Below are 26517 nucleotides of genomic sequence, written 5' to 3'. Positions count from 1 at the left end.
TGATGAAAATGTTGTTGTGTGGCGAGATATATTGAATTTTATCTAACAGAATTGGGTTTTTATTGTTGAATCGGCAATGAAATGAAAATACAGCACGCTTTTTGAACGAGGATAACGAGCACAGAGAGCCATAAAGGTGAGACGCACCACAGAATCTGGCAGTGCGTCATAAGAAAAATGAATCAAAAGAGGTCGATATCGGCAACAGACGGGAAAATCCAGTCAGGACGGAAAGGCATCGCATCAATGTCGGTAAGCGTGGATACGCCAGAAAGCACCAGAATCGTTTCCAGACCGGCCTGAAAACCGGCGAGGATATCAGTACGAAGATTATCGCCTACGATAACCGTTTCCTCTGAATGGGCCTGCATCTTGTTCAGCGCGGCGCGCATGATGTAGGGGCTGGGCTTGCCAACGTAAAATGGCCTGCGACCTGAAATCTTTTCAATACCGGCACAGAGTGCGCCACAGGCGGGCACAAAGCCCCGGGCATGCGTATCAGGATTGGTGGCAATGAACCGCGCGCCGTTTGCCACAAAGAATGCGGCCTTGTGCATCATGTCCCAGTTGAATGAGCGGGTTTCCCCGACGATAACGAAATCCGGGTTAACGTCAGTGATGGTAAAACCGGCTTTATACAATTCGTGTACCAGCGCACCTTCGCCAATGACATAGGCTTTTTTGCCTTCCTGGCGGCGTAAAAAGTCCGCGGTGGCCATGGCTGAGGTGTAAAACACCGAATCCGGTATGTCGATTCCCGCCGAGGAAAAACGGTTTGCCAAATCACGCGCCGTTTGTGAAGGATAATTGGTCAGCACCACCAATGGCATGTCTTTCGCCAGGATGCGCTGCAAAAATTCTTTCGCGCCGGGCACTGCGGTATTGTCGTGCATCAGCACGCCATCGATATCACAAATTACATTTTTAATCGTCATAAAGGGGTTCCGATACGCGCCGCGCTGAATAAGGCCGCGCTTAGTCTTCCAAAAGATGTTGCAGCAGAATGCCGTTTAACATCGCCCGTTTTGCCAGGGCAAAGGCCCCAATCGCGGAGCGGTGATCAAGTTGTGAACGCACCACCGGCAGATGTTTACGGAAGGCCGCCAGCGCCTGGGTATTAATGCAACTTTCTATGGCCGGGAGCAACACGCGTTCAGCTTCCGTAATTTCGCCGGCCAACACAATTTTTTGCGGATTAAACAGGTTAATGGCGATAGCAATGGCTTTACCCAGATAGCGACCCACGTATTCGACAACTTCACTTGCCAGCGCATCGCCCTGGTTCGCCGCCTGACAGATGTGTGGCATCTGGCAGGCATCCTGAGTCAATATGCTGGGGTAGCCTTTATTCAACAGCTCTCTGACGCGCTGTTCAATGGCGCCATTCGCCGCGATGGTTTCAAGGCAGCCAAAGTTACCGCAATGGCAGCGTTCCCCGAGCGGATCGACCTGAATATGGCCGATTTCACCCACATTGCCATTACTGCCCAGGAATATTTGTCCGTTGGCAATAATCCCCGCGCCCGTTCCCCGATGCAGGCGCACTAATATCGAATCGGCACAATCACGGGTTGCGCCAAAATAGTGCTCTGCCAGCGCCAGACTGCGAATGTCATGCCCCACAAAGCTGGTCACCTTAAAGCGTTTTTTCAGATTGGCCACCAGAGGCCACTGGTCCACCGTAATGTGCGGCATATAACGGATAACGCCATTATGCGGATCGACCAGGCCAGGCAGGATCACCGAAATGGCTATCAGCTCACGAATTTTCGCTTCGCTTTGCTGAATAAAATGCGCAACGGCATCGAACAGCGCCTGCTCCAGCGTGTCCTGCGTGGTTTGCGGCAGGGGATAATCCTGTTGAGCCAGCGATTTACCGCTTAAATCGAACAGCGTTAAGGTCGCATCGTTGCGGCCGAGGCGCACGCCGATAGTGTGAAAATGACGGGTTTCAGTGACGATGGAGATGGCGCGGCGACCGCCGGTGGACGCCTGCTGGTCCACCTCTTTGATCAGGCCGCGCTCAATAAGCTGGCGGGTAATTTTGGTCACACTGGCGGGCGCGAGTTGGCTCAGATCCGCAATCTGAATGCGCGAAATCGGTCCCTGTTGGTCGATTAACCGGTAGACGGCTGCGCTGTTCAGTTGTTTGACAAGATCGACATTTCCAATTTGTGTCTGGCCGCCAGTAGTCATTCAGTGCTTACTCGCTCAGGACGTTATCTCCATTGACTAACGTCTTAATAATTTTAAAGTCGCGTGTAAATACGGTCAGATTGGCCAGTTTTCCTGCCTGGATAGTGCCTGACTGTTTTTCTACGCCCATTGCCCGTGCCGGATACAGTGATGCCATGCGCAGCGCTTCATCCAGTGGAATGCCTGCATGTTCAACGCTGTTTTGCACGGCTTTGATCATCGTCAGTGCTGAACCGCTCAGCGTGCCATGTTCATCAACACAGAGTCCATCACGATAATATATTGTTTTACCAGCAAAAATAAACTTATCGATTGTGGCACCTGCGGGCGCAGTGGCATCGGTAACCAGGACCAGCTTGTCACCCTTAATGCGTTTGGCATTACGAACGTTAGCGTAATGAACATGTAAACCATCCGCAATGATGCCGCAGTATACATCAGGCGCATCAAACAGCGCACCGATCAGGCCCGGCTCACGCCCAGCAAAGGCCGGCATGGCATTATAAAGGTGCGTCGCAAAGGTGATGCCGGCGGCAAAACCCGCTTTGGCTTCTTCGAAGGTGGCATTGGAGTGACCCGCAGACACCACAATACCGGCGTCCCTGAGTTGGCGAATCACGGCGCTGCCGACCCTTTCTGGCGCCAGTGTGACCTTGCTAATCACATCCGCATTCTCACACAGGAAATCGACCATCTTCGGATCAGGCTGGCGAATAAGGGCAGGGTTATGGGTGCCTTTTTTGGCGACATTCAGCCACGGACCTTCCAGATGTAATCCCAGCAGAAAGTGAGGATACTTCTGTAAAAAGGCGCGCATGGTTTCGACGGCGCGTACCATGAGTTCGTCACTGCTGGTAATCAGCGTTGGCAGAAAACTGGTGCAGCCGGATTTAACATTGGCGCGGTGCATGATTTCCAGCGTTTCCACGCTGATGGCATTGATATCGTCATTAAACTGCACGCCTCCACAGCCGTTAAGCTGCAAGTCAATAAAGCCGGGTGCGATAATTGCGCCCCCAACATCCTGCTGTTCTGTTTCTGGCGGCAAGGCTGCCAGAGAGCAAACCCGCTCAATTTTGCCGTCAGCGATGACGACAGCATGATTATCAAAAATGTCATCGCCGCTGTAGATACGGCCGTTTACTAATGCGTACATCTTGTTCTCCCGGCTTGCCTGCCGTTAATGCGTCTAACCGCAGGTGACGAAATGATTGTATTAAACGCCCTGCATATTTTCCGCTTCCATTTCACGGAAGTATTTTACCGTTTTTACTTTTAGCTCCATGGTGGCAGGTTCATCACAGACCACCACGGATTTAGGATGAAGCTGCAGACAGCTAATCGTCCACATATGGTTCACGTTACCTTCAACAGCAGCCTGCAACGCCTGGGCTTTTACGTGCCCGGTAACCAGGATCATGACTTCTTCGGCATCCAGAAGCGTACCCACACCAACGGTCAGCGCATACTTAGGCACCTGGTCAACATCACCGTTAAAAAAGCGTGAATTCGCCACGCGCGTGTCGTGGGTCAGCGTTTTAATGCGGGTGCGTGAAGATAATGAGGATGCCGGTTCGTTAAAGGCGATATGACCATCATTACCGACGCCGCCCATAAACAAATGGATTTTACCGAGGGCGCGAATTTTATCTTCATAACGGCGACATTCTGCGTCAATATCTGGCGCATTACCATTCAGCAAATTAATGTTTTCAGGTTGAATATCAACGTGGTCAAAGAAATTACGGTACATAAAGCTGTGATAGCTTTCCGGATGATCTTTCGGCAAGCCCACGTATTCGTCCATGTTAAAAGTCACGACATGTTTAAAGCTGACCTGGCCCGCTTTGTGCATGTCAATCAGATGCTTATAGGCTTCCAGCGGAGTCCCGCCCGTGGGCAGTCCCAGGATGAAAGGCTTGTCAGCACGAGGATTGAACGCATTGATGCGATTGACGATATGGCGCGCCGCCCATTTGCCGACCTGAGTGGGGGTGGATAAAGGAATCAGTCTCATAGTGCACCTCGAATGTGAGTTAACGGTCAGACGTGCAGCTAATACGTCGGTCAGGCCTGAAGTGACAGGCGCAAAAGGTGTAAGAAAGCGCACATCTTGATATTTCGCATCATAAAATAAGTTAGCCTTTATAGCCAGCGTGAGTGACATCAAAAATCGATTTATGGTGATAATTGTCACAGATAGTAGCTATTAATTTGTGAAGCGAATTAAATTGTTATTACACTCCACAGCATTGAGTGTAATGCCGTAAGAGGCTTGCTGCTGACATAACAACATTAAGCGGCAGCATAGCTACAGAGTCAGTTCATAGGGGGAAGGGTCAATGTTAAGTTATTTACAACGCGTGGGACGGGCGCTGATGGTGCCGGTCGCCACTTTGCCTGCTGCAGCAATACTGATGGGGATCGGCTACTGGATCGATCCGGACAGCTGGGGGGCGGGCAATGCCTTTGCCGCCCTGCTGATTAAATCCGGCGGCGCGATCATTGAAAACATGTCGGTGCTGTTCGCGATTGGCGTGGCGTACGGTATGTCAAAAGACAAAGACGGCGCGGCGGCGTTGACCGGCTTTGTGGGTTTCCTGGTCGTGACGACGCTGTGTTCGCCCGCCGCCGTGGCGATGATTCAGAAAATACCGGTAGCTGAGGTTCCTGCGGCCTTTGGGAAGATCAGCAATCAGTTTGTCGGTATTCTGGTTGGGGTTCTGTCAGCCGAAGTCTACAACCGCTTTAGCCATGTTGAACTGCCCAAAGCGTTCTCTTTCTTCAGCGGCCGTCGTCTGGTCCCGATCCTGGTCTCGTTCCTGATGATTTTGGTCGCGTTCATCCTGATGTATATCTGGCCAGTTATCTTTAATGGCCTGGTGAGCTTTGGTGAGCATATCCAGAAGCTGGGATCGGTAGGGGCTGGCGTCTATGCCTTCTTCAACCGACTGCTTATTCCGGTGGGCTTACATCATGCGCTGAACTCCGTGTTCTGGTTCGACGTCGCGGGCATCAACGATATTCCTAAATTCCTCGGCGGTGCGCAGTCGCTGGCGAATGGCACCGCTATTCCGGGCATCACGGGCCGTTATCAGGCGGGCTTTTTCCCTATCATGATGTTTGGTTTACCCGGCGCAGCGCTGGCGATTTACCATTGCGCTCGTCCTGAAAATCGGGCGAAGGTCGGCGGGATCATGTTGGCGGCGGCTTTTGCAGCCTTCTTTACCGGCATTACCGAACCGCTGGAATTTTCCTTTATGTTCGTGGCCCCGGTACTGTATGTCATCCATGCTGTGTTGACCGGTCTGTCTGTGTTTATTGCTGCCAGCATGCATTGGATTGCCGGCTTTGGTTTCAGCGCGGGGCTGGTGGACATGGTGCTCTCATCCCGCAATCCCCTGGCGACGCACTGGTACATGTTGATTCCGCAAGGGCTGGTGTTCTTCGTTATCTACTATGTTGTGTTCCGTTTCACTATCAAAAAATTCAACCTGATGACGCCGGGCCGTGAGCTGGCGGTTGCTGGCGATGAAACCGATGGTTATGAAGTGAATGTGGATACGACCGACAACGGTGAGAGCGCGACCGAATCTCTGGCGCGTCGTTACATTGGCGCGGTGGGCGGTTCAGACAACTTAACCGCGATCGATGCCTGCATTACGCGTCTGCGTCTGAATGTGAAGGATGCCGGGCAGGTTAATGAAGGCGTGGCGAAACGCCTGGGTGCCTCAGGTGTGATTCGCCTCAACAAGCAGAGCGTTCAGATTATCGTCGGCACACAGGCTGAAAGTATCGCCATGGCCATGAAAAAAGTGTTGGTGAAAGGCCCGGTTGCAGCCGCAACCGCCAGCACCGCCAGCGCACCCGCTGTGGCCAGCGACGTGAAACCTCAGGCTGTGTTAAACAGTGAAAAACGCGTTATCGCGACCTTAGTGGCGCCCGTAAGCGGTGAAATTGTGCCGCTGGATGCCGTACCGGATGAGGCTTTTGCCAGTAAAGCGGTCGGCGACGGTGTGGCAATCAAGCCCAGCGACACGCGCGTGGTGGCCCCCATTGCGGGCACCGTGGTGAAAATCTTTAACACTAACCATGCGTTCTGCCTGGAAAGTGAAAACGGGGTGGAGATCGTGGTGCACATGGGGCTGGATACCGTGGCGCTGGGCGGTCAGGGCTTTACCCGTTTAGTGGAAGAGGGCGCTCAGGTTACGGCAGGTCAGCCGGTGCTGGAGATGGATCTTGACTATCTCAACGCCCATGCCCGCTCGATGATAAGTCCGGTGGTGGTCAGCAATATAGAAGACTTCGCAGGATTAACGCTGTTGACGCAGGGCCAGGTGATCGCGGGTGAAACCCCGCTGTATGAAATTAAAGGCTAATTCGCTGTATCAACAACAAAAGGCAGGAAGCGATTCCTGCTTTTTTATTTTAAACGCCCAACAAACGGTTGTTTCTCTGCAACGCTTTGTGGATCATACCCGGATATTACGTGGTATAAACCACCCTTTCTACGCGTTGAGGATTTTGAGATGAGTGAGGCTGAAGCCCGCCCAACTAACTTTATTCGTCAGATTATTGACGAGGATTTGGCGAGCGGGAAGCACAGCAGTGTGCATACCCGTTTCCCGCCAGAGCCAAATGGTTATCTGCACATCGGTCATGCTAAATCAATCTGCCTGAATTTTGGTATTGCACAAGACTATCAGGGCGAGTGCAATCTGCGTTTTGACGATACCAATCCGGTTAAAGAGGATATGGAATTCGTTGAATCCATCAAGCGTGATGTGCAGTGGTTGGGTTTTTCGTGGAGTGGCGACGTTCGTTATTCATCTGACTATTTTGATCAGCTTTACCAGTATGCGGTTGAACTGATCGGAAAGGGACTGGCCTATGTTGATGAACTGACCCCTGAAGAAATTCGTGAATACCGGGGAACGTTAACCGCGCCGGGTAAAAACAGCCCATACCGCGATCGCAGCGTGGAAGAGAACCTTGCCCTGTTTGAAAAAATGCGCAACGGTGAATTTGCAGAAGGTAAAGCCTGTCTGCGTGCAAAAATTGATATGGCTTCCAGCTTTATCGTTATGCGCGACCCGGTGCTGTACCGCATTAAGTTTGCTGAGCATCATCAAACCGGCAACAAATGGTGCATCTACCCGATGTACGATTTTACCCACTGCATTTCCGATGCGCTGGAAGGCATTACGCATTCACTCTGTACACTGGAGTTCCAGGATAACCGCCGTCTGTATGACTGGGTGCTGGACAACATCACGATTCCGGTTCATCCACGTCAGTACGAATTTTCGCGCCTGAATCTTGAGTATGCGGTGATGTCAAAACGCAAACTCACGCAGCTGGTCAGCGAGAAGCATGTGGAAGGCTGGGACGATCCCCGTATGTTAACCGTGTCCGGCCTGCGTCGTCGTGGTTATACCGCGGCCTCAATCCGTGAGTTTTGCCGGCGTATTGGTATCACCAAGCAGGACAACATTGTTGAAATGGCCTCGCTGGAGTCTTGTATCCGCGACGATCTCAACGAAAATGCGCCACGCGCGATGGCGGTGTTGGATCCGGTGAAGCTGGTGCTGGAAAACCTGCCCGCAGGCCATAACGAAGTGCTTAGCATGCCGAACCATCCTAACAAACCAGAGATGGGGACGCGCGACGTGCCGTTCAGCCGCGAAATCTGGATCGATCGGGCCGATTTCCGTGAAGAAGCTAACAAGCAGTATAAACGCCTGGTGCTGGGTAAAGAGGTGCGACTGCGTAATGCGTACGTGATCCGGGCCGAGCGCATCGCGAAAGATGAAGAAGGCAATATCACCTGCATCTACTGCACCTGTGATGTGGATACGCTGAGCAAAGATCCTGCTGACGGCCGTAAAGTCAAAGGCGTGATTCACTGGGTGTCTGCTGAACATGCGCTGCCCGCTGAGTTCCGTCTTTACGATCGCCTGTTTAGCGTACCCAATCCTGGCGCGGCAGACGATTTTCTGACCACGATTAATCCTGACTCGCTGGAAGTCAAACAGGGCTTTGTTGAACCCGGCCTGCGTGATGCGGTGGCCAGCGCGCCCTACCAGTTTGAGCGCGAAGGCTACTTCTGTGCCGACAGCGTTTATTCAACCCCTTCACAGTTAGTGTTTAACCGCACGGTAGGTTTACGCGATACCTGGGCGAAAATCGGCGAATAATGTCTCTGTGATGTTGACCGCAGGGTAATCGAAAGGGCGACTTATCGCCCTTTTTTATTGCGGCGATTTTTTTTAGTACCGACGTTTCTCCTGAGCAGAATCCGCGTATTAATTTTATTTTTGTGGAACCGCTCTCAGTTTAATTTTTTTAATAAATTTCCCAGTGTTAATTCTTTTTTTTCAGGTAGGCTAACCCTCTGAAGTATCAGTCTGTGGGTTTAAAAGGAAAAAATGACACTTTTTGCACAGGAAGCCAAACATAGCGTTGTCGTGTTACATCAGCTTATTGAACATATTTTTAATCATGGTCGGGATGGTGGAGACAGTTTTCATCTGCTGCTCTCGCACTTTCATCCCGATTTTAAGATGGTCACGCCGCAGGGAAAACAGCTGAACCTGGATCAGGTTGAAGATCTTTTTCGACGACTGCAGGGGGCAAGGGAAGGGATGCGCATTGCGACCAGTGAGCACGTGATTCTTTCTGAGCATGCGAACGAAGTGACGATTCAGTACCGTGAACTGCAGATGATGAATGGTGAAAATAAAAGCCGTATTTCGCTGGCGATTCTGGACTGCACCACCTCTGTTCCGCGCTGGCGCTACCTGCAGGAAACGCTCGTGACCTGAGCGACAGCAATAAAAAAGCCGATGTAAACATCGGCTTTTTTACTTTATACCCCAAAGCGCTTATTTGTCGTGCAGCGTTTCGTCTTCACGGCAGTCGCCCAGTGCACAGTGACCGTAAAGGTACAGGCTGTGGTTGGTGAGCTTAATACCATGACGGGTTGCGATTTCACGTTGACGCGTCTCAATGGATTCGTCACTAAATTCAATCACTTTACCGCAATCCAGACAGATCAGGTGGTCGTGATGGTGCTGCTGCGTCAGCTCAAACACCGATTTACCGCCTTCAAAGTTGTGGCGGGTCACGATGCCTGCATCATCGAACTGGTTAAGCACACGGTAGACCGTGGCCAGTCCAATCTCTTCGCCCATGTCGATCAGGCGTTTATACAGATCTTCCGCGCTGACGTGATGGCATGCAGGTTCCTGAAGCACTTCCAGAATTTTGAGTCTGGGCAATGTGACTTTCAGGCCAGCCTTCTTTAATGCGGTATTGTTGTCAGTCATGCGGATATTGTCCTGTTACTTTAGTCACTCTTGTGGCACGTAGCCTGTATGTCGATCGACCGCCATTCTCATTTGCGTCTCATTATAGAACTGATGCGCTGAAATGAAAACCGATGTCCTTGCGATGCGCCAGCGGCGATGTTGGCTGCGCATGGCATGGAAAGCGGACGAGTCGCATTTCGCGTTTTGTCATCTCAGTTCCAGGGAAATAAGCAGATGATCGATGCGGGTATTCTACAGATTAAATGGGGAAAGTTACAAAAATGTAGCTATTAATTTTATAGGAAAAGTCATTCGCCCAGTGTGAACCTGCGTCCACACTGAGCTCAGCGCGATCAGGCTTCAATGATTTCTTTGAGCTGCAGCTCATCAAAAATTTGCTTAACCCAATTATCAACGCGTTCGTTGGTCAGCTCTGGCTGGCGATCTTCATCAATAGCCAGACCCAGGAAGTGGTTGTCATCAGCCAACCCTTTTGACGCTTCGAAATGGTAACCCTCGGTCGGCCAGTGGCCCACGATGATGGCGCCGTGAGGTTCAATGATGTCGCGAATGGTTCCCATGGCATCACAGAAGTACTCTGCGTAGTCTTCCTGATCACCACAGCCAAACAGCGCAACCAGCTTGCCGTTAAAGTCGATCTCTTCCAGCGTCGGGAAGAAGTCATCCCAGTCGCACTGGGCTTCACCGTAATACCAGGTGGGGATGCCCAGCAGCAGAATGTCAAAGGCTTCTAAGTCTTCTTTAGTGCTTTTCGCGATGTCGTGAACTTCTGCAACGTCTTTACCCAGTTGTTTCTGGATCATTTTTGCAATGTTTTCGGTGTTACCGGTATCGCTGCCAAAGAAGATGCCTACGATTGCCATGGGTAAAATAACCTCTTAAATCCTGATGATAGAATGAATGTCGGAGCCTGTTCAGCAAATGATAGCAGACCGCGCAAAAGGGCGGAATGTGTAAAGCCGCGACATTTGTTTCTGTGTGCGGTTTACCCGCGTGAGTCCAGTTTGAGTTGTGCCAGCAGCATTTGTTCAATTAATTCGCTGCGGCTGAGATTGCGCTGCTCAGCCAGCATATTCAGCGCTTCAACGGCTTCACTGTTCATTTTGAGTTCAACACGACGAAGTCCGCGCCCTTTGTCACGTTTCAGTTGATTGCGTTTGTTGATACGCAGTTGTTCATCACGCGTAAGCGGACTGGTTTTTGGGCGACCAGGTCGACGCTCGTTAGCGAATAGATCGAGCGTCGTACGGTCAGTGTGTTCTTTTGCCATGACTTAGTACAACTGAGTGGGCGCGAACGAGACGTTTCCGCTGCGCAGATTAAAGTATTGACTCTTCCCGCGGGCAACAGCGCCCACGGCAAAAATTTAGCGCGCCATCATACTCCAGGCTAACCGCGGACGCCAATCTTAAACTTTTACAGCCAGTTAAGATGTTTTAAAGCGCAAAAAAGCGTCGAATACTGCGTAAAACGGCATCAGGTTTTTCAGCATGTACCCAGTGACCAGCACCACCGATTACATGTGCATGCGCGGCCGGGAACTGCCTGAGTAACGCGTCACGATACTGATTATCCAGATAAGGTGAGTCGCCACCGCGAATAAACAGCGCGGGATGTGGCCAGGCAGGCACCTCCTGCCAGCCGGAGATCAGCGCGTAGTTGTCCCACAACACCGGGACATTAAAGCGCCATTCGCCCTGACTGAATGATTTCAGTATGAACTGAATGACGCCGTCCTCATCAATGTGGTTGCGCATGATCTCTGCGGCTTCAGTGCGCAAGGTGACGCCAGCGGCCGTGACGGCCCGGATAGCGGCGAAAATCTCGTCATGCCGACGTGTCTGATAGTCAACGGGCGCGATGTCGATCATCACCATCTGTTCGATACGTTCTGGTGCCAGCGCGCTCATTGTCATAGCGATCTTACCGCCCATGGAATGACCAATGACCGCGATCCGTTCAATCCCCTGAGCATCCAGCGTATCCAGCATGTCCTGAGCCATCACCCTGTAATTCATCTCGTCTGCGCGCGGCGATAGCCCGTGGTTGCGCACATCAACCTGAATAAGCGGTCGATCGTCTTTAAGCCCTCGGGCCAGAATGCCAAGGTTATCAAGACTGCCAAACAGACCATGAATCAGCAGGACAGGCGTGGAATCAGAAGAAGATTGTTCAGTTTGCAGGCGCGCATTCAAAATCATAGCAAAGTTCTTAAGTGTGAGACCTGAGCTTAGGTTATCATGGTTTTACCTTTTCAGGCGCGCTGCTTCCGGCGGCATTAGGACATATTCTGACTTTTGCCCATAAACCGTTTGAATGCTATCAGCCTGTCTGAATTTAACTTTATAATCTTCATGTTAGAACCTGCCTCCTTTTGAAATGCCTGTCAGCACTTCGGGGTATTCAGAAAATTGCGGGTTCTGTCGTGAGTAAAAAAACCGTACGGAATAAGATGAAAACGATCGAAGTTGACGAAGAGCTCTACCGTTATATTGCCAGCCACACGCAACACATTGGCGAAAGTGCATCCGATATTCTGCGCCGTATGCTGAAGTTTACTGCCGGTCAGTCAGCGGCGGTCAATGACACGCAGGCCGTCTCTGCACCGGCCCCGTCTAAAGCGGCACCGTCGGCAGGTAATGAATCGCGTCCTCAGGATCGTGTTCGCGCAGTGCGTGAGCTACTGCTGTCGGATGAATATGCGGAGCAGAAGCGGGCGGTTAACCGCTTTATGCTAATCTTGTCAACGCTCTATCGTCTGGATACCGCAGCGTTTGCCGAGGCGACCATGTCGCTGCAGGGCCGCACGCGCATCTATTTCGCGGGCGATGAACATACGTTGCTGCAAAGCGGTACCCATACCAAGCCGAAGCACGTTCCCGGCACGCCGTACTGGGTTATTACCAATACCAATACCGGTCGCAAACGCAGCATGGTTGAACACATTATGCTGTCGATGCAGTTCCCGTCGGAACTGGCAGAGAAAGTTTGCGGCACCATTTAAACTGAAGCGTCAGGGAGAAGCGCCAATGGCCAATCACCCCCGTGCCGGGCAGCCTGCCCAGCAGAGCGATTTGATTAACGTTGCACAATTAACTTCACAATATTATGTCCTGCAGCCCGATGTGGCTAACCCGGAACATGCGGTGAAATTTGGCACATCAGGCCATCGCGGTAGCGCAGGACGCCACAGCTTTAACGAAAAGCACATCCTGGCGATAGCTCAGGCGATTGCCGAAGAGCGTAAAAAGAACGGAATTACCGGTCCGTGCTACGTGGGTAAAGATACGCATGCGCTTTCTGAACCTGCGCTGTTGTCCGTGCTGGAAGTGCTGGCCGCAAACGGCGTAGACGTGATTGTTCAACAGGATAATGGCTATACGCCAACGCCGGCGATTTCAAACGCCATTCTTGAGCACAATAAATCGGGCGATCAGCTGGCGGATGGCATCGTTATTACGCCTTCGCACAACCCACCTGAAGATGGCGGGATTAAATACAATCCGCCGAACGGTGGCCCTGCAGATACCAACGTCACCAAAGTGGTTGAAGATCGCGCGAATCAGCTGTTGAAAGAGGGCCTGAAAGGCGTGAAGCGTCTGCCACTGGACCAGGCCTGGGCCAGCGGTCACGTGGTTGAGAAAGATTTGATCCAGCCTTATGTTGAAGGCCTTTCACAGATCATCGATTTCCCGGCGATTCAAAAAGCGGGCCTGAAGATCGGTGTTGATCCGCTTGGCGGTTCCGGCATCGCTTACTGGCAGCGCATTGCTGAGCACTACAAGCTCGATCTGACCCTGGTGAATGACGCCGTTGATCAGACGTTCCGCTTTATGCATCTGGATAAAGACGGCGTGGTGCGCATGGACTGCTCGTCCGAATCTGCCATGGCGGGCCTGCTGGCCTACAAGGACAAATTTGACCTGGCGTTTGGCAACGATCCCGATTACGACCGCCACGGTATCGTCACGCCTGCCGGCCTGATGAACCCGAACCACTATCTGGCCGTTGCGATCAACTATCTGTTCCAGCATCGTCCACAGTGGGGCAAAGACGTTGCCGTGGGGAAAACCCTGGTGTCCAGTGCCATGATCGACCGCGTCGTTAACGACATCGGCCGCAAGCTGGTGGAAGTGCCGGTTGGCTTTAAGTGGTTCGTGGATGGCCTGTTCGACGGCAGCTTTGGCTTCGGTGGGGAAGAGAGTGCGGGCGCTTCATTCCTGCGCTTTGACGGTACGCCCTGGTCCACCGATAAAGACGGGATCATCATGTGTCTGCTGGCAGCCGAGATTACCGCGGTCACCGGCAAGAACCCGCAGGAGCACTATGATGAGCTGGCCGCGCGTTTCGGTGCACCCAGCTACAATCGCCTGCAGGCGTCAGCCAGTTCAGCACAGAAAGCGGCGCTGTCTAAGCTGTCACCTGAAATGGTGAGTGCTGACACCCTGGCGGGCGATCCGATCACCGCGCGTCTGACCGCTGCGCCGGGCAATGGCGCGTCTATCGGCGGCCTGAAAGTGATGACGGAAAACGGCTGGTTTGCTGCCCGTCCTTCCGGCACCGAAGATGCATACAAAATCTATTGTGAAAGTTTCTTAGGCGCAGAACACCGCGCGCAAATTGAAAAAGAAGCGGTAGAGATTGTCAGCGAAGTGCTGAAAAACGCCTGATTTGCCTGTTAAATGAAAAAGCGCCCAGGTGGCGCTTTTTTTATGGCATAAACCGGTAGCCGATGCCGGTTTCCGTGAGCAGATGTACCGGTTGGGTGGGATTCGCCTCCAGCTTTTGCCGCAGGTGCCCCATATAGATCCGCAGATAGTGGCTGTGCTCAACGGCGTTTGGTCCCCACACCTGACTCAACAGCTGCCGCTGGGTCAGCACTTTGCCCGCGTTGTTCAGCAGCGTCGTCAGCAAACGAAACTCTATCGGCGTAAGGTGTACTTCCTCGCCAGCGCGCAGCACTCTGCGTGCCGCAATATCCACGGTAACGTCGGCGAAGCTGACCTTGGGATCGCTATGTTGTCCGGCATGACGGCGCAAGGCGACACGAACGCGTGCCAGCAGTTCACCAATACCGAAGGGTTTCGTCAGGTAATCGTCGGCCCCTGCATCCAGCGCGTCAATTTTATCCTGTTCGTCGATTCGGGCCGACAGCACAATCACGGGCAGCGCGCTCCACTGACGCAGCTCGCCAATAAAGGTTTTGCCATCGCCATCGGGCAGGCCGAGATCGAGAATGACCAGATCGGGTTTTCGCGTCGCCGCCTCAATCAACCCACGTTGTAGCGTTTCGGCATCGAAAACCTTCAGGCCTTCGCTTTCCAACGCGATGCGCACGAAGCGGCGAATTTCTTTCTCATCTTCAATGATTAAAACCGTGGTCACGCCTGTCCTGCCATTGCCTGAAAAGGGAAAACACACTGTATCAACTTTTCAGCCTTTCGTCCGTGTTGCCATCGAATCGCGCCAAAGATCATCGTCAAAACCATTATTTAACCAAAATGTAACTAATTTTCAGATTGTCATTAACAGTACAAAAAAGAGTCAAATTTAGTGGTCAGATGAGTAGTAAAATTACACAATCAGGCGTAATATTAGATGCAGATCACATTTAACCAACTTTTCGTCAGGAGGAATCCATGTACCGGACTTATTCTCGTCAAAAAATCATTTTGCGCCGTACGCTGGTTATCCTGTTGGGCCTGCTGGCTCTGCCGGTCATGCTGTTTCGCAAGGATCGTGCCCGCTTTTACAGCTATCTGCATCGTATGTGGTGCAAAACCAGCGCCAAGCCGGTCTGGCTGGCACAGTCTGAAGCCGCTGCCGGTGTCTTTTGGTAATCAAACCGCATTAAACCGCCTCAGCGACTGAATTTCTGGCCCGCTCCCTGGATTTTATGACGGGGAACGGGTTTTTTTTGATCATTACCGTCATCTGCAAAGCCCCACAGGCTGATTTCCCCACCATTTTGCGCTACACTTAAACCTCTACAAGTTTTCGGAGGTTGTACAAGTATGAGTGAGAAAATTCCGGTTGGAATCAGCGCTTGTCTGCTTGGTGAGAGCGTCAGATTCGATGGCGGCCATAAGCGACTGGCTTTCGCTACTGAGCAACTCACCCCTTTTGTACGTTTTGAACCTGTCTGCCCCGAAATGGCGATTGGCCTTCCTACGCCTCGCCCGGCCTTACGCCTCGTTAAAATGGGCAATGATGACGCTCTGCACCTGTGCTTCAGCAAAGAGGGCGGAGAGGACATCACTGATAAAATGCGCGACTGGTCCGAAAACCGCGTTAAATCTCTTCATCATCTTTGTGGCTACATCCTGTGCGCAAAATCACCCAGCTGCGGCATGGAACGGGTCAGAATTTATGAACCCGCCACCAACAATAACCGCAAAGCAGGCACCGGCATTTTTACCGCCTTTTTGCAGCGCGAAATGCCCTGGCTACCGCTTGAAGAAGATGGTCGCCTTAACGATCCCACCCTGCGCGAAAATTTTATTGGCCGGATTTGTGCCCTGCATGAGTTTAATCAGATGTTGAAACAGGGCCTGACTCGCCACAACCTGATTGCTTTTCACAGTCGTTACAAGCTGCTGCTGTTGGCGCATTCCCAGAAGAAATACCGTGAGCTCGGGCCGTTTATTGCCTCAATGAACCAGTGGGAATCGCTGGAGGCTTTTGCCTTTGAATACCGCAGCCGCCTGATGGATTTGATGTCACAGCCAGCGTCCCGCACGAATCACACTAACGTTTTGATGCACGTTCAGGGTTATTTCCGTAGTCAGTTAAGTTCTCCTCAGCGCAAAGAACTGACGTCGCTGATTGACTGCTACCGGCAGGGAACGCAACCGCTGTTAGCACCCATTACGATTCTTAAGCACTATATGGCGGAATATCCGCACCCCTGGCTGACGCAGCAGCGTTACTTTGATCCTTACCCCGAAGCTCTGCGTCTGCGATACGGACAATGATTCAGGAGTACTATGACCACGCATTTAGTCTGGCTGCGAAACGACCTGCGTATTAACGATAATCTGGCGCTGCACGCGGCCTGCACCCAACCTGATGCCAGGGTGATTGCGCTGTTTATCGCAACGCCCGGGCAGTGGCAGCAACATGAGATGGCGGCCCGCCAGGTCGCGTTTATTCATCAGAGTCTGGATATGCTGCAGTCCTCCCTCGCGGAGCGGGGCATTCCGCTTCATTTTCATCAGTGTGATGATTTCGCGGCCAGCGTCGATTTTCTGGTCGGCTTCTGCCAGAAGCAGCAGGTCGACAAGCTTTTCTACAATTACCAGTATGAAGTGAATGAGCGTGAACGGGATGCCAGTGCAGAAAAACGCCTGCATGAGGCGAACGTCGTCTGCCAGGGCTTTGATGACAGTCTGCTGCTGCCACCGGGCAGTATTCAAACCGGTGATGGTGAGATGTATAAAGTGTTTACGCCGTTCAGCAAGGCCTTCTTACGGCGGCTACAACAGGGTTTACCCGAGTGTGTGCCAGCCCCCAAAGCCCGTGAAGGTGCGCCGCTTAAGGCGCCAAAAAGCCTTCCGCCTTTCGATTATCCACAAGCAGATATCGACACGGCGCTGTTTCCGCCTGGTGAACAGGCGGCCGTTAAGCGGTTACGTGAGTTTGCCAAACAGGCGGTGCTCGATTATGCAAAGCAGCGCGATTTGCCCGCGCTGGACAGCACCAGTCGTTTATCGGTCTATCTCTCTACCGGCGTGCTCTCGCCGCGGCAATGTCTGCATCGAATCCTGCATGAACAACCCAAAGCGCTGGATAGCAGCCCGGCTGCCGTGTGGATCAACGAACTGATATGGCGTGAATTTTACCGTCACCTCATCGTGGCGCATCCGCGCTTGTGCAAACATCAGCCTTTTGTTCACTGGACACGCAACGTGGCGTGGCAACGTAACAGCGCGCACTTCGACGCCTGGAAGGCGGGGAAAACCGGTTATCCCATTGTGGATGCCGCCATGCGTCAGATGCAGACCATTGGCTGGATGCACAACCGACTTCGCATGATTACCGCCAGCTTTCTGGTGAAAGACCTGCTTATCGACTGGCGAGAAGGCGAGCGGTACTTCATGCAGCAGTTGATCGATGGCGACCTGGCTGCCAACAATGGCGGCTGGCAATGGGCGGCGTCAACCGGCACCGATGCGGCGCCTTATTTCCGCATCTTCAACCCGACCAACCAGGGCGAGCGCTTCGATAAAGAGGGGGAGTTTATTCGCCGCTATCTGCCAGAGTTGAAAGAGGTGCCCGACAGCGATATCCATCAGCCTCACCAATGGGCGCAGAAAAATAACAAGAAACTCGATTATCCGGCGCCAATCGTGGAACATAAGGACGCACGTAAAAAGACACTCGACGCCTTTGAGCGCGCGAAAAACGCGGCCTGAGGCGGCAAGGAGCAGAAATGAATCACTACGAGTTAGAAAAAATCGTCAACCAGCAGCTCAATACCGCTGCCTTTAGCGACTATGCGCCAAACGGCCTTCAGGTTGAAGGCCGCACCAGGGTAAAAACGGTGATTACGGGCGTGACCGCCTGCCAGGCATTACTGGATGAAGCGGTGGCCCGCCGGGCCGATGCCGTGCTGGTCCATCACGGTTATTTCTGGAAAAGCGAGCCTGCGGTCATTAAAGGGATGAAGCGCCAACGACTGCGCACCCTGTTGGCTAACGATATCAACCTCTATGGCTGGCACCTGCCGCTCGATGCGCACCCGCAGTTAGGGAATAACGCGCAACTGGCCAGGCTGCTGGGGATCGATGTGGCAGGTGAGATCATGCCGCTGGTGCCATGGGGCGAGTTCGCACAGCCCATGACCGGTGTGCAGCTGGCACAGCGTATTACCGAGGTATTAGGGCGTCAACCGCTGCACTGCGGTGATAATGCACCTGCTGCCATTCGTCGGGTAGCCTGGTGCAGCGGCGGTGGGCAAGGATTTATCGACGCTGCGGCTGGCTTTGGGGTAGACGCTTTTATTACTGGCGAAGTGTCAGAGCAGACTATTCACAGCGCACGTGAGCAGGGGCTGCACTTTTTTGCCGCGGGCCATCATGCCACCGAACGCTGCGGCATTCAGGCGCTGGGCGAGTGGCTGGCAGCAGAGCATGGCCTTGACGTGACCTTTATTGATATCCCCAATCCTGCCTGATCTTCCGGGTTCTGTATCACGCGGCAGAACCCAAATCTATTGACACATCTCTGTCACTTTCGGATAACTACCTTCCTAAGGCCGCAACATCAGTGCCTGCTTTTGGACGCCAGCATACTGCCTGAGCGCAACCATTTTTTTGACCGGGAGGTACGCGTTGCAAGAAACACGATGCTACATGCTGGGCGAACGCGCGGTGGTGCTGGAGCTGGCTCCGCCGGTTTCCCTCACCAGCCAGCAGCGAATTTGGCATTTGAGCGAGCGCTTACAGTCACATGGCGCGATACGGGACGTGATTCCCGGCATGAATAACCTCACGTTGTTGCTGGAGGAGGCGCCCTCCGACGCGCAGCAGGCCACAGCGCAGCTTCAGCAGTGGTGGCTGGAAAGCGAAGCGCAGACCACCGGGTCTCGTCTGGTAAACGTGCCGGTTATCTACGGCGGTGAAGCTGGCCCCGATCTGCTTCAGGTAGCGGATCATGCTGGCCTGTCAGCAAAGCAGGTGGTCGAGTTACACAGCAGTCGCGAGTACGACGTCTTTTTTATTGGTTTTCAACCGGGATTCCCCTATCTGGCCGGGCTTGATCCCCGCCTGCACATGCCGCGCCGCGCGGAACCCCGCGTAGCCGTACCGGCGGGTTCAGTAGGGATAGGCGGGAGCCAGACGGGCGTGTATCCGCTGGCTTCTCCGGGCGGCTGGCAGTTGATTGGTCAAACCCCGGTTGCGCTTTTCACTCCGCAACAGCAGCCACCGACGTTGCTGCAACCCGGCGACAAAGTCCGGTTTGTGCCGCAAAAGGAAGGTATATGTTAACAATTCTTCGGGCGGGGCTGGCTACCAGTATTCAGGATCTGGGCCGCAACCGCTGGCGTCAGTTCGGTATCGGCGTCAGTGGCGTTCTGGATCAGCCTGCCATGATCACAGCAAATTTACTGGTCGGTAATCCGCCGGGCAGCGCCGTTCTGGAAATAGTGCTGGGCCAGTTTAAAGCCGAGTTCAGCCGCGATGGCTGGTTCGCCCTGACGGGCGCCGGCTGTCAGGCCGAACTGGACGGGAAACCCGTCTGGACGGGCTGGCGACTGCCGGTTAAAAAAGGCCAGGTGCTGTTGTTAAAGAAACCGCTCCACGGTATGCGCAGTTATCTGGCAATACAGGGAGGATTCGATGTCCCAGAGGTACTGGGCTCATGCAGCACAGATATCAAAGCCGGGTTTGGCGGCTTCCAGGGGCGCACGTTGCAGGATGGCGATCGTATTCCTCTGGGCAAACCAGGGCAGCCCTTTACGCAGAAGAAAGGGGTGAAGCAGTTGCTGTGGGGCAATCGCATTCGGGCGCTGCCGGGGCCGGAATATCATGAGTTCAGTGAAGAGGCGCAGCAAAGACTGTGGCGAGCGGCCTGGACGCTGAATCCGCAAAGCAACCGCATGGGCTACCGTTTGCAGGGGCCAACCTTGCAGCGTGATACCTCCCGCGAGCTACTATCTCATGGACTGGTACCCGGCGTTATTCAGGTGCCGGGAAACGGACAACCCATTGTATTGCTGGCGGATGCACAAACCACCGGGGGCTATCCGCGCATCGCCTGCGTGATAGAGAGCGATCTCTATCATCTTGCGCAGGTCCGTCTGGGAGAGCCCCTCCATTTCGTTCTCTGCACGGCTCAGGAAGCGCAGACGGCAAAGCGGCAGCAACAGCACGCACTGGATCAAATGGCATGGGGACTGGCTAATGAAAATTGATTTAAACGCCGATTTGGGCGAGGGCGGCAGTAGCGATCGTGCGCTATTGCAACTGGTAAGCTCCGCCAATATCGCCTGCGGGTTTCACGCGGGCGATGCAGAAATGATGCTGCAGTCCGTTCGCTGGGCCAAAGCGTTCGGTGTGGCGATTGGTGCGCATCCCAGCTTCCCTGATCGGGAGAATTTTGGTCGCAGCGCCATGCAACTGCCGCCAGAAACCCTTTACGCACAAATCATCTATCAGGTCGGCGCATTGAAAAGCCTGGCGGAGAGCGAAGGGCAATCGTTAGTTCATGTGAAACCGCATGGGATGTTGTATAACCAGGCTGCCGCCGACGCAGGCCTGGCGGATACCATTGCGCGTGCTGTTAAGGCCGTCGATGCCGGACTGATCGTCGTGGGGCTGGCGAACAGCGAATCGATTCGTGCGGCAACGCACCATGGCCTGAAAACCCGCGAGGAAGTTTTTGCCGATCGCGGTTATCTCAGCAGCGGTGCACTGGTCCCTCGCGGTCAACCCGGCGCACTAATTGAAGAGGACGCTCAGGCAATCGATCAGACGTTGATGATGGTCCAGCAGGGGCGGGTAAAAAGCGTAAGTGGTGAGTGGGTAGCGGTTAACGCGCAGACCGTCTGCGTGCATGGTGACGGCGCGCACGCGCTGCAGTTCGCTCAACGATTGCGTGCCAGCTTCGCGAATAACAATATTGCTGTAACCAGTCAATAAAACAGCACCGCCGGGCTGATAAGCTCAGGCTTTTTTGGTCTATCACAAGGGGAAAATATGGACAGCGTAGTGAATCTCTGGCCACTACTGGGCATTGCGGCCATCGTAGTAGGCTTCGTTTTACGCTTTAATCCAGTACTGGTGGTGATCGTCGCGGGCTTCGTCACCGGGATTGCCGCCATGATGCCGCTGGGCGATATTCTGCAAAAACTGGGCGAGGGCTTCCTGAATACCCGCAATCTGCCGCTTATTTTGCTGTTGCCGCTGGCGGTCATTGGGCTGCTGGAGCGCCATGGTCTGAAACAGCGCGCCCAGACGTGGATCGCCCAGATTAAAACGGCGACGGCAGGGCGACTGCTCATCGTCTACCTGTTTGTACGCGAGATCACTGCGGCGCTGGGGCTGACCAGCCTGGGTGGTCACCCGCAAATGGTACGGCCGCTGCTGGCACCGATGGCCGAAGGGGCCAGCGAAAGCCGTTACGGTGAACTGGCGCCTGAGATTCGCCATCGCCTGCGAGCCATGTCCGCTGCGACGGATAACGTCGGCCTGTTCTTCGGCGAAGATATCTTTGTCGCCTTTGGCGCCATCATCTTTATGCACAACTTTATGCAGGAGTCCGCCGGTATTCAGACCGAGCCGCTGCATATCGCGCTGTGGGGCATTCCGACGGCCGTTGCGGCTTTTCTGATTCACTCCGCACGCCTGATAAGGCTGGACCGTCAGCTCGCGCGTGAGCTGAGCGCCATCAACAGCCAGGCCATCAACGCCAGAGGAGATCGCTAATGTTCCAGCAACAATATTTGATGTGGCTGGCTGGCGTGATTCTGCTTGTCGTGGCTTTCTTATCCTGGCGTGACAGCGGGAACCCACGTCGCTTTACCACCGGCCTGTTTTGGGGCTTATACGGTCTGATTTTTTTGGTGGGGGACTGGACAACGCAGCTGATGTCACAGCTGATGGGATCAACACAGAGCGGCACGCGCACCCTGCATATTACCGTGGGTGTGGCAGTTGTGCTGATGGGCTTAATTGCCGGCTGTGGTGGCGTAAAGCTGGGTCGCTACCATCAACGCAGCGAAGAGGAAAAAGAGGCCAGCGCACAACGCCTTAAAAATAAACTCTTTCTGCCTGCGTTAGCGATTCCTGTGGTAACGGTGATCGGCGTTCTGGCCTTTAATAATATTCCCGGTTTGCAGAACGGGGTATTTGGACCCGGCAATCATGCCACTCTGGTCACGCTGTTTTCCATGACGGTGGGCTGCCTGCTGGGCTGGCTAATCGCCATGAAACTGACGCATGAGAAGCCGGTTCAGTCGATGCAGGAAACCCGGCGTCTGCTGGATTGTGTGGGCTGGGCCTTCCTGCTACCGCAAATTCTGGCCACGCTGGGGCTGTTGTTCACCGCTGCGGGCGTAGGCGGCGCCATCTCGCATCTGACCGAACATTATCTGGCGGTCGATAACCGCTTTATTGCGGTGACCGTTTACGCTGTTGGCATGGCGCTGTTGACTATGGTCATGGGCAACGCCTTTGCCGCTTTCCCGATTATTACTGCCGGTGTGGGGATTCCCATTCTGGTGCTACAACATGGTGGTAATCCGGCTGTCATGGCGGCCATCGGCATGTTTTCCGGCTACTGCGGCACGTTAATGACACCCATGGCCGCGAACTTTAATATCGTGCCCGCCGCGCTGCTGGAGTTGCCGGACCGTAACGCGGTCATCAAAGCTCAGGTCCCAACCGGTGTGCTACTGTTAATTGTTAACGTTTTTTTACTCTATTTTCTGATGTTTCTGTGAGGCAGCATGAAAACGGTATTGATGACGGCGTTTGAGCCCTTTGGTGGCGAATCCATTAATCCCTCCTGGCAGGCGGTCAGCGCGCTTGAAGGCCAGCAGATTGGCGGGGCACGTATCGTGACGCGCCAACTGCCGGTGGTCTTTAGCGAGGTGCTGGACGTGCTGTATCAGGCGCTGGAAGAGAGTAAGCCGGATGCCATTATTGCCGTAGGGCAAGCGGGCGGGCGCAGTGATATCACCGTCGAGCGCATCGGCATTAACGTCGATGACGCCCGCATTCCCGATAACGCGGGCCATCAACCCGTGGACGAGCCGATTGCGCAGGATGGCCCGGCCGCCTACTTTTCACGCCTGCCGATCAAAGCCATTGTGGCCGCCGTGCGCAAAGCCGGTATTCCGGCATCGGTGTCGCAAACCGCCGGCACTTTTACCTGTAACCGGGTGATGTATGGTCTGCTGCACTGGCTGCATCAACATGACAGCGCGGCGCGTGGCGGATTTATTCATATTCCCTACCTGCCTGAACAGGCGGTGCATCACCCAGGTGCACCCAGTATGCCCGCCGCAACCGTGATCGAGGCACTGAAAATCGCGGTGCAGGCCACGCTGGAAACCGCCGACGATCTCAAGGAAGCGGGTGGCGCAACCCATTAAGAGGACGAGTGATGCCAGAAGGACCGGAGATTCGCCGTGTGGCGGATCAGCTCGAAATGGCCATTGTCGGGCAGCCTTTGGCCGACGTCTGGTTTGCTTTCCCTGCATTAAAAACTTACGAGCCCACATTAGTGGGAGAAAAGGTAGAGTCGATCGAAACGCGCGGCAAAGCGTTGCTGACACATTTCAGCAATGGTCTGACGCTCTATTCGCATAATCAACTTTACGGCGTCTGGCGCATCGTGTCGCCAGACGTGCAGCCCGAGACGAAACGGCAGCTGCGTGTGCGCCTGGCAACGGCAGATCAGGCCATACTGCTGTACAGCGCGTCGGATATTGAACTGCTGAATGCGGAAACCCTGGCCAGTCATCCGTTCCTGAATCGCATTGGGCCTGATGTGTTAAGCCACGCGCTGACGCCGGAGGAGGTAAAGCAGCGCCTGCTCTCAGCGCGCTTCCGCCGTCGCCAGTTCAGCGGTTTATTACTGGACCAGGCGTTTCTGGCCGGATTAGGCAACTATCTGCGCGTGGAGATCCTCTGGCTGGCACAGCTGCTTCCACACCATAACGCGCAGTCGCTAAGCGAGTCACAGCTTGATGCCTTCAGTGACGCGCTGCTGTCCGTACCGCGTCATGCCTACCGCATGCGTGGCACAATGAAAAAGTATCACAGCGAAGCCGCCTTTCGTTTTGAAGTCTTTCATCGTCAGGGCAAGACCTGTCGGCGCTGCGGCACGGTGATTGAGAAGGGCGTGTTATCCTCCAGGCCATTTTACTGGTGTCCGGGCTGCCAGGTATAAAAGACAGGCGGGCCTGACAGGCAGGCTCCGTTAATCATTCCGTTTTCTGTTGCAGGGCGATCATCATGACGCCTGAAATTCTGACCGAAAGGCTGATTTTAAAACCGCTCACCCTGCAGGACGCGGGTGCGATTCAGGTGGTGTTTCCTCAATGGGAAATTGTCCGCTATCTGATCGATTCGGTGCCCTGGCCCTATCCGGACGGCGCCGCCAGAGACTTTGTTGCGAACGGCATTACCTGCTGTAGAGGCGGGAAAAGGCTGGTTCTGGACGATACGGCGCAGGGACGCGGCGACGATGCTGATTGGGGTCATCAGCCTGAAGGACACGCCGGACAACCATCGCGGCTTCTGGCTGGTACCGGAATGGCAGGGGCAGGGTTACATGACGGAGGCCAGTAATGCCGTTACCGATTACGGGTTCAATGTGCTGAATAAACCGGTATTAGAACGCCCAAAGCCGCAGCAAACGTGCGTTCGGTCGCGATCTCGGTCAAAAGCGGCATGCGCCTCGTCCGGACCGAAACGCAACGCTATGTCTCAGGCGAACATGACGCCGAACTCTGGGAGGTGACGCGGGATGAGTGGCGCAAATTCAGAGCGGCTCAGGCTGGCGAAACAGCCGCGAAAAAGTAACATGTTGCCGTGATCCGATAGCATCTTTAGCGATAAGGTCAAACCTGTCCGATCTCAACGGAACCTGCATCCTTCGGGCACAAAAAAACGGCTATGCCTTGTCAGCATAGCCGTTGTGTCGTCAAGGGCCCGGTGCGCTATTCGCCCAGGCGACAGTCTTATTTGTCCAGCTGTGACGTAAAGTCGCGCTCGGTATAACCGGTATACAGCTGACGCGGACGGGCGATTTTCATGCCTTCGTCGTGCATCTCTTTCCAGTGGGCGATCCAGCCAACGGTTCGTGCCATGGCAAAAATCACAGTAAACATGGAAGACGGAATGCCCATGGCTTTCAGGATAATACCGGAGTAGAAGTCCACGTTTGGATAGAGTTTACGCTCGATGAAGTACGGGTCGTTCAGCGCAATGTGTTCCAGCTCAAGCGCCACTTCCAGCAGGTCATCTTTCATGCCCAGCTCGTTCAGCACTTCATGACAGGTCTCACGCATAACGGTCGCGCGTGGGTCATAGTTTTTGTAAACACGGTGACCGAAGCCCATCAGGCGGAAGGAGTCATTCTTGTCTTTAGCACGGCGCACGAATTCAGGAATGTGTTCAACGGTGCTGATCTCTTCCAGCATGCGCAGACAGGCTTCGTTAGCCCCGCCGTGCGCCGGTCCCCACAGGGACGCGATACCGGCCGCGATACAGGCAAACGGGTTAGCGCCGGATGAACCTGCCGTGCGGACGGTCGAGGTTGAGGCGTTCTGCTCGTGATCGGCATGCAGAATCAGAATGCGATCCATGGCGCGTTCAAGCACAGGGTTAACCTTGTATTCTTCACAAGGCGTTGCAAACATCATGTGCAGGAAGTTACCGGCATAGGAAAGGTCGTTACGTGGATAAACGAACGGCTGACCGATGGAATATTTGTAACACATTGCTGCCATGGTAGGCATTTTAGACAGCAGGCGGAAAGCGGCGATTTCACGATGGCGCTCAATGTTCACATCCAGCGAATCGTGGTAAAACGCAGCCAGTGCGCCGGTCACGCCACACATTACCGCCATTGGGTGTGAATCGCGACGAAAACCGTGGAACAGACGGGTAATCTGCTCATGAATCATGGTGTGGCGGGTAACGGTGACTTTGAACTCTTCAAACTGTTTCTGAGTCGGGGCTTCGCCATTCAGCAGGATATAGCACACTTCCAGGTAGTTAGAGTGGGTAGCTAACTGATCGATGGGAAAACCACGGTGAAGCAGGATACCTTCATCGCCATCAATAAAGGTGATTTTTGACTCGCAGGACGCGGTAGACGTGAAACCAGGATCGAAGGTAAACAGGCCGTTAGAACCCAGTTCGCGGACATCGACGACATCCTGGCCCAGCGTGCCTTGCAGCACTTTCAGTTCAACAGGCTTTTCGTCGGGTAGGGTTAGCGTCACTTTTTTATCTGTCATTTTCGTCTCCATAGC

The 26517-nt window shown here is 53.8% G+C and carries 26 protein-coding genes and 1 pseudogene; 17 read left to right on the top strand and 10 right to left on the bottom strand.

Annotated features, from left to right (window positions below; translation table 11 throughout):
- Positions 1–182 precede the first annotated feature (182 nt).
- Genes GKC68_RS16005 through nagB form a run of 4 tightly spaced genes read right to left on the bottom strand, consistent with a single transcriptional unit; the run spans position 183 to position 4213 of the window.
- Complete coding sequence (locus GKC68_RS16005; RefSeq protein ID WP_013025033.1) at positions 183–935, bottom strand: HAD-IIA family hydrolase; 753 nt, start codon at positions 933–935, stop codon at positions 183–185.
- A gap of 40 nt (positions 936–975) precedes the next feature.
- Positions 976–2196, bottom strand: coding sequence for an N-acetylglucosamine repressor (locus tag GKC68_RS16000; RefSeq protein ID WP_013025034.1), 1221 nt, complete (start codon positions 2194–2196; stop codon positions 976–978).
- A gap of 7 nt (positions 2197–2203) precedes the next feature.
- Complete coding sequence (gene nagA, locus GKC68_RS15995; RefSeq protein ID WP_047715430.1) at positions 2204–3352, bottom strand: N-acetylglucosamine-6-phosphate deacetylase; 1149 nt, start codon at positions 3350–3352, stop codon at positions 2204–2206.
- A 60-nt stretch (positions 3353–3412) separates the two neighbouring features.
- Positions 3413–4213: a glucosamine-6-phosphate deaminase gene (gene nagB / locus GKC68_RS15990; protein ID WP_028723856.1), complete on the bottom strand. Its 801-nt coding sequence runs from the start codon at positions 4211–4213 to the stop codon at positions 3413–3415.
- 325 nt (positions 4214–4538) lie between these two features.
- Between nagB and nagE the strand changes: the two genes are divergently transcribed.
- The 3 genes from nagE (at position 4539) to GKC68_RS15975 (ending at position 9020) form a co-directional block, all read left to right on the top strand.
- Complete coding sequence (gene nagE, locus GKC68_RS15985; RefSeq protein WP_342656325.1) at positions 4539–6575, top strand: N-acetylglucosamine-specific PTS transporter subunit IIBC; 2037 nt, start codon at positions 4539–4541, stop codon at positions 6573–6575.
- A 150-nt stretch (positions 6576–6725) separates the two neighbouring features.
- The gene (gene glnS, locus GKC68_RS15980) at positions 6726–8393 is read left to right on the top strand and encodes a glutamine--tRNA ligase (RefSeq protein WP_014606305.1); all 1668 of its coding nucleotides are present in this window, start codon (positions 6726–6728) and stop codon (positions 8391–8393) included.
- 231 nt (positions 8394–8624) lie between these two features.
- Positions 8625–9020: a hypothetical protein gene (locus GKC68_RS15975; protein WP_013025039.1), complete on the top strand. Its 396-nt coding sequence runs from the start codon at positions 8625–8627 to the stop codon at positions 9018–9020.
- A 60-nt stretch (positions 9021–9080) separates the two neighbouring features.
- On the opposite strand, the gene fur is transcribed toward GKC68_RS15975, so the two are convergent.
- The 4 genes from fur to ybfF all read right to left on the bottom strand — a co-directional run bounded on the left by fur (position 9081) and on the right by ybfF (position 11728).
- Positions 9081–9524, bottom strand: coding sequence for a ferric iron uptake transcriptional regulator (fur, locus tag GKC68_RS15970; protein WP_013025040.1), 444 nt, complete (start codon positions 9522–9524; stop codon positions 9081–9083).
- Between the two features lie 335 nt (positions 9525–9859).
- Positions 9860–10390 (bottom strand): flavodoxin FldA, encoded by a 531-nt coding sequence (gene fldA / locus GKC68_RS15965; protein ID WP_110956574.1) that lies wholly within the window; start codon positions 10388–10390, stop codon positions 9860–9862.
- Positions 10391–10512: 122 nt separating this feature from the next.
- Positions 10513–10797 (bottom strand): LexA regulated protein, encoded by a 285-nt coding sequence (ybfE, locus tag GKC68_RS15960; protein WP_013025041.1) that lies wholly within the window; start codon positions 10795–10797, stop codon positions 10513–10515.
- A 166-nt stretch (positions 10798–10963) separates the two neighbouring features.
- Positions 10964–11728 (bottom strand): esterase, encoded by a 765-nt coding sequence (gene ybfF, locus GKC68_RS15955; RefSeq protein ID WP_014606303.1) that lies wholly within the window; start codon positions 11726–11728, stop codon positions 10964–10966.
- Between the two features lie 251 nt (positions 11729–11979).
- On the opposite strand from ybfF, the gene seqA reads away from it, so the two are divergent.
- Positions 11980–12531, top strand: a complete 552-nt coding sequence (gene seqA / locus GKC68_RS15950; RefSeq protein WP_028723853.1) for a replication initiation negative regulator SeqA — start codon at positions 11980–11982, stop codon at positions 12529–12531.
- Positions 12532–12556: 25 nt separating this feature from the next.
- Positions 12557–14197, top strand: coding sequence for a phosphoglucomutase (alpha-D-glucose-1,6-bisphosphate-dependent) (gene pgm / locus GKC68_RS15945; protein ID WP_013025044.1), 1641 nt, complete (start codon positions 12557–12559; stop codon positions 14195–14197).
- Between the two features lie 40 nt (positions 14198–14237).
- Here pgm and kdpE read toward each other — a convergent pair whose 3' ends face one another.
- Positions 14238–14912, bottom strand: a complete 675-nt coding sequence (kdpE, locus tag GKC68_RS15940) for a two-component system response regulator KdpE (RefSeq protein ID WP_047715434.1) — start codon at positions 14910–14912, stop codon at positions 14238–14240.
- Between the two features lie 254 nt (positions 14913–15166).
- On the opposite strand from kdpE, the gene GKC68_RS15935 reads away from it, so the two are divergent.
- The 12 genes and pseudogenes from GKC68_RS15935 to GKC68_RS15880 all read left to right on the top strand — a co-directional run bounded on the left by GKC68_RS15935 (position 15167) and on the right by GKC68_RS15880 (position 25060).
- Positions 15167–15367, top strand: a complete 201-nt coding sequence (locus GKC68_RS15935; protein ID WP_047715435.1) for a DUF2517 family protein — start codon at positions 15167–15169, stop codon at positions 15365–15367.
- 174 nt (positions 15368–15541) lie between these two features.
- Positions 15542–16501, top strand: a complete 960-nt coding sequence (locus GKC68_RS15930) for a 2-thiouracil desulfurase family protein (protein WP_342656324.1) — start codon at positions 15542–15544, stop codon at positions 16499–16501.
- A gap of 12 nt (positions 16502–16513) precedes the next feature.
- Positions 16514–17941, top strand: a complete 1428-nt coding sequence (phrB, locus tag GKC68_RS15925; protein WP_047715436.1) for a deoxyribodipyrimidine photo-lyase — start codon at positions 16514–16516, stop codon at positions 17939–17941.
- A gap of 17 nt (positions 17942–17958) precedes the next feature.
- Positions 17959–18702 carry a type 2 GTP cyclohydrolase I gene (locus GKC68_RS15920; protein ID WP_342656323.1) on the top strand — a complete coding sequence of 248 codons (744 nt, stop codon included), beginning with the start codon at positions 17959–17961 and terminating at the stop codon, positions 18700–18702.
- Between the two features lie 157 nt (positions 18703–18859).
- On the top strand, positions 18860–19516 hold the full coding sequence (gene pxpB / locus GKC68_RS15915) for a 5-oxoprolinase subunit PxpB (RefSeq protein ID WP_342656322.1): 657 nt from the start codon (positions 18860–18862) through the stop codon (positions 19514–19516).
- Positions 19510–20442, top strand: a complete 933-nt coding sequence (pxpC, locus tag GKC68_RS15910) for a 5-oxoprolinase subunit PxpC (protein ID WP_342656321.1) — start codon at positions 19510–19512, stop codon at positions 20440–20442. The genes pxpB and pxpC overlap by 7 nt, the downstream gene beginning before the upstream one ends.
- Positions 20432–21169 carry a 5-oxoprolinase subunit PxpA gene (gene pxpA / locus GKC68_RS15905; protein ID WP_028723844.1) on the top strand — a complete coding sequence of 246 codons (738 nt, stop codon included), beginning with the start codon at positions 20432–20434 and terminating at the stop codon, positions 21167–21169. Before pxpC ends, pxpA begins: the two co-directional genes overlap by 11 nt.
- A gap of 57 nt (positions 21170–21226) precedes the next feature.
- Complete coding sequence (locus GKC68_RS15900; RefSeq protein ID WP_064367375.1) at positions 21227–21955, top strand: DUF969 domain-containing protein; 729 nt, start codon at positions 21227–21229, stop codon at positions 21953–21955.
- Entirely contained in the window at positions 21955–22971 is a 1017-nt protein-coding gene (locus GKC68_RS15895; protein ID WP_089527694.1) for a DUF979 domain-containing protein, read from the top strand. The genes GKC68_RS15900 and GKC68_RS15895 overlap by 1 nt, the downstream gene beginning before the upstream one ends.
- 6 nt (positions 22972–22977) lie before the next feature.
- Positions 22978–23625, top strand: coding sequence for a pyroglutamyl-peptidase I (pcp, locus tag GKC68_RS15890; RefSeq protein WP_342656320.1), 648 nt, complete (start codon positions 22978–22980; stop codon positions 23623–23625).
- A gap of 11 nt (positions 23626–23636) precedes the next feature.
- Positions 23637–24425, top strand: coding sequence for an endonuclease VIII (gene nei, locus GKC68_RS15885; RefSeq protein WP_014593192.1), 789 nt, complete (start codon positions 23637–23639; stop codon positions 24423–24425).
- 65 nt (positions 24426–24490) lie between these two features.
- Positions 24491–25060: pseudogene (locus GKC68_RS15880) on the top strand (GNAT family N-acetyltransferase).
- Between the two features lie 158 nt (positions 25061–25218).
- On the opposite strand, the gene GKC68_RS15875 reads toward GKC68_RS15880, so the two are convergent.
- Positions 25219–26502, bottom strand: a complete 1284-nt coding sequence (locus GKC68_RS15875) for a citrate synthase (RefSeq protein ID WP_028723839.1) — start codon at positions 26500–26502, stop codon at positions 25219–25221.
- Between the last annotated feature and the right edge of the window lie 15 nt (positions 26503–26517).

It is taken from the genome of Pantoea sp. RSPAM1, from assembly GCF_038816185.1.
Classification (GTDB): Bacteria; Pseudomonadota; Gammaproteobacteria; order Enterobacterales; family Enterobacteriaceae; genus Pantoea; species Pantoea ananatis.
The sequence above is the reverse complement of the archived record's forward strand: the minus strand, read 5'-3'. Positions and strand labels throughout refer to the sequence as shown.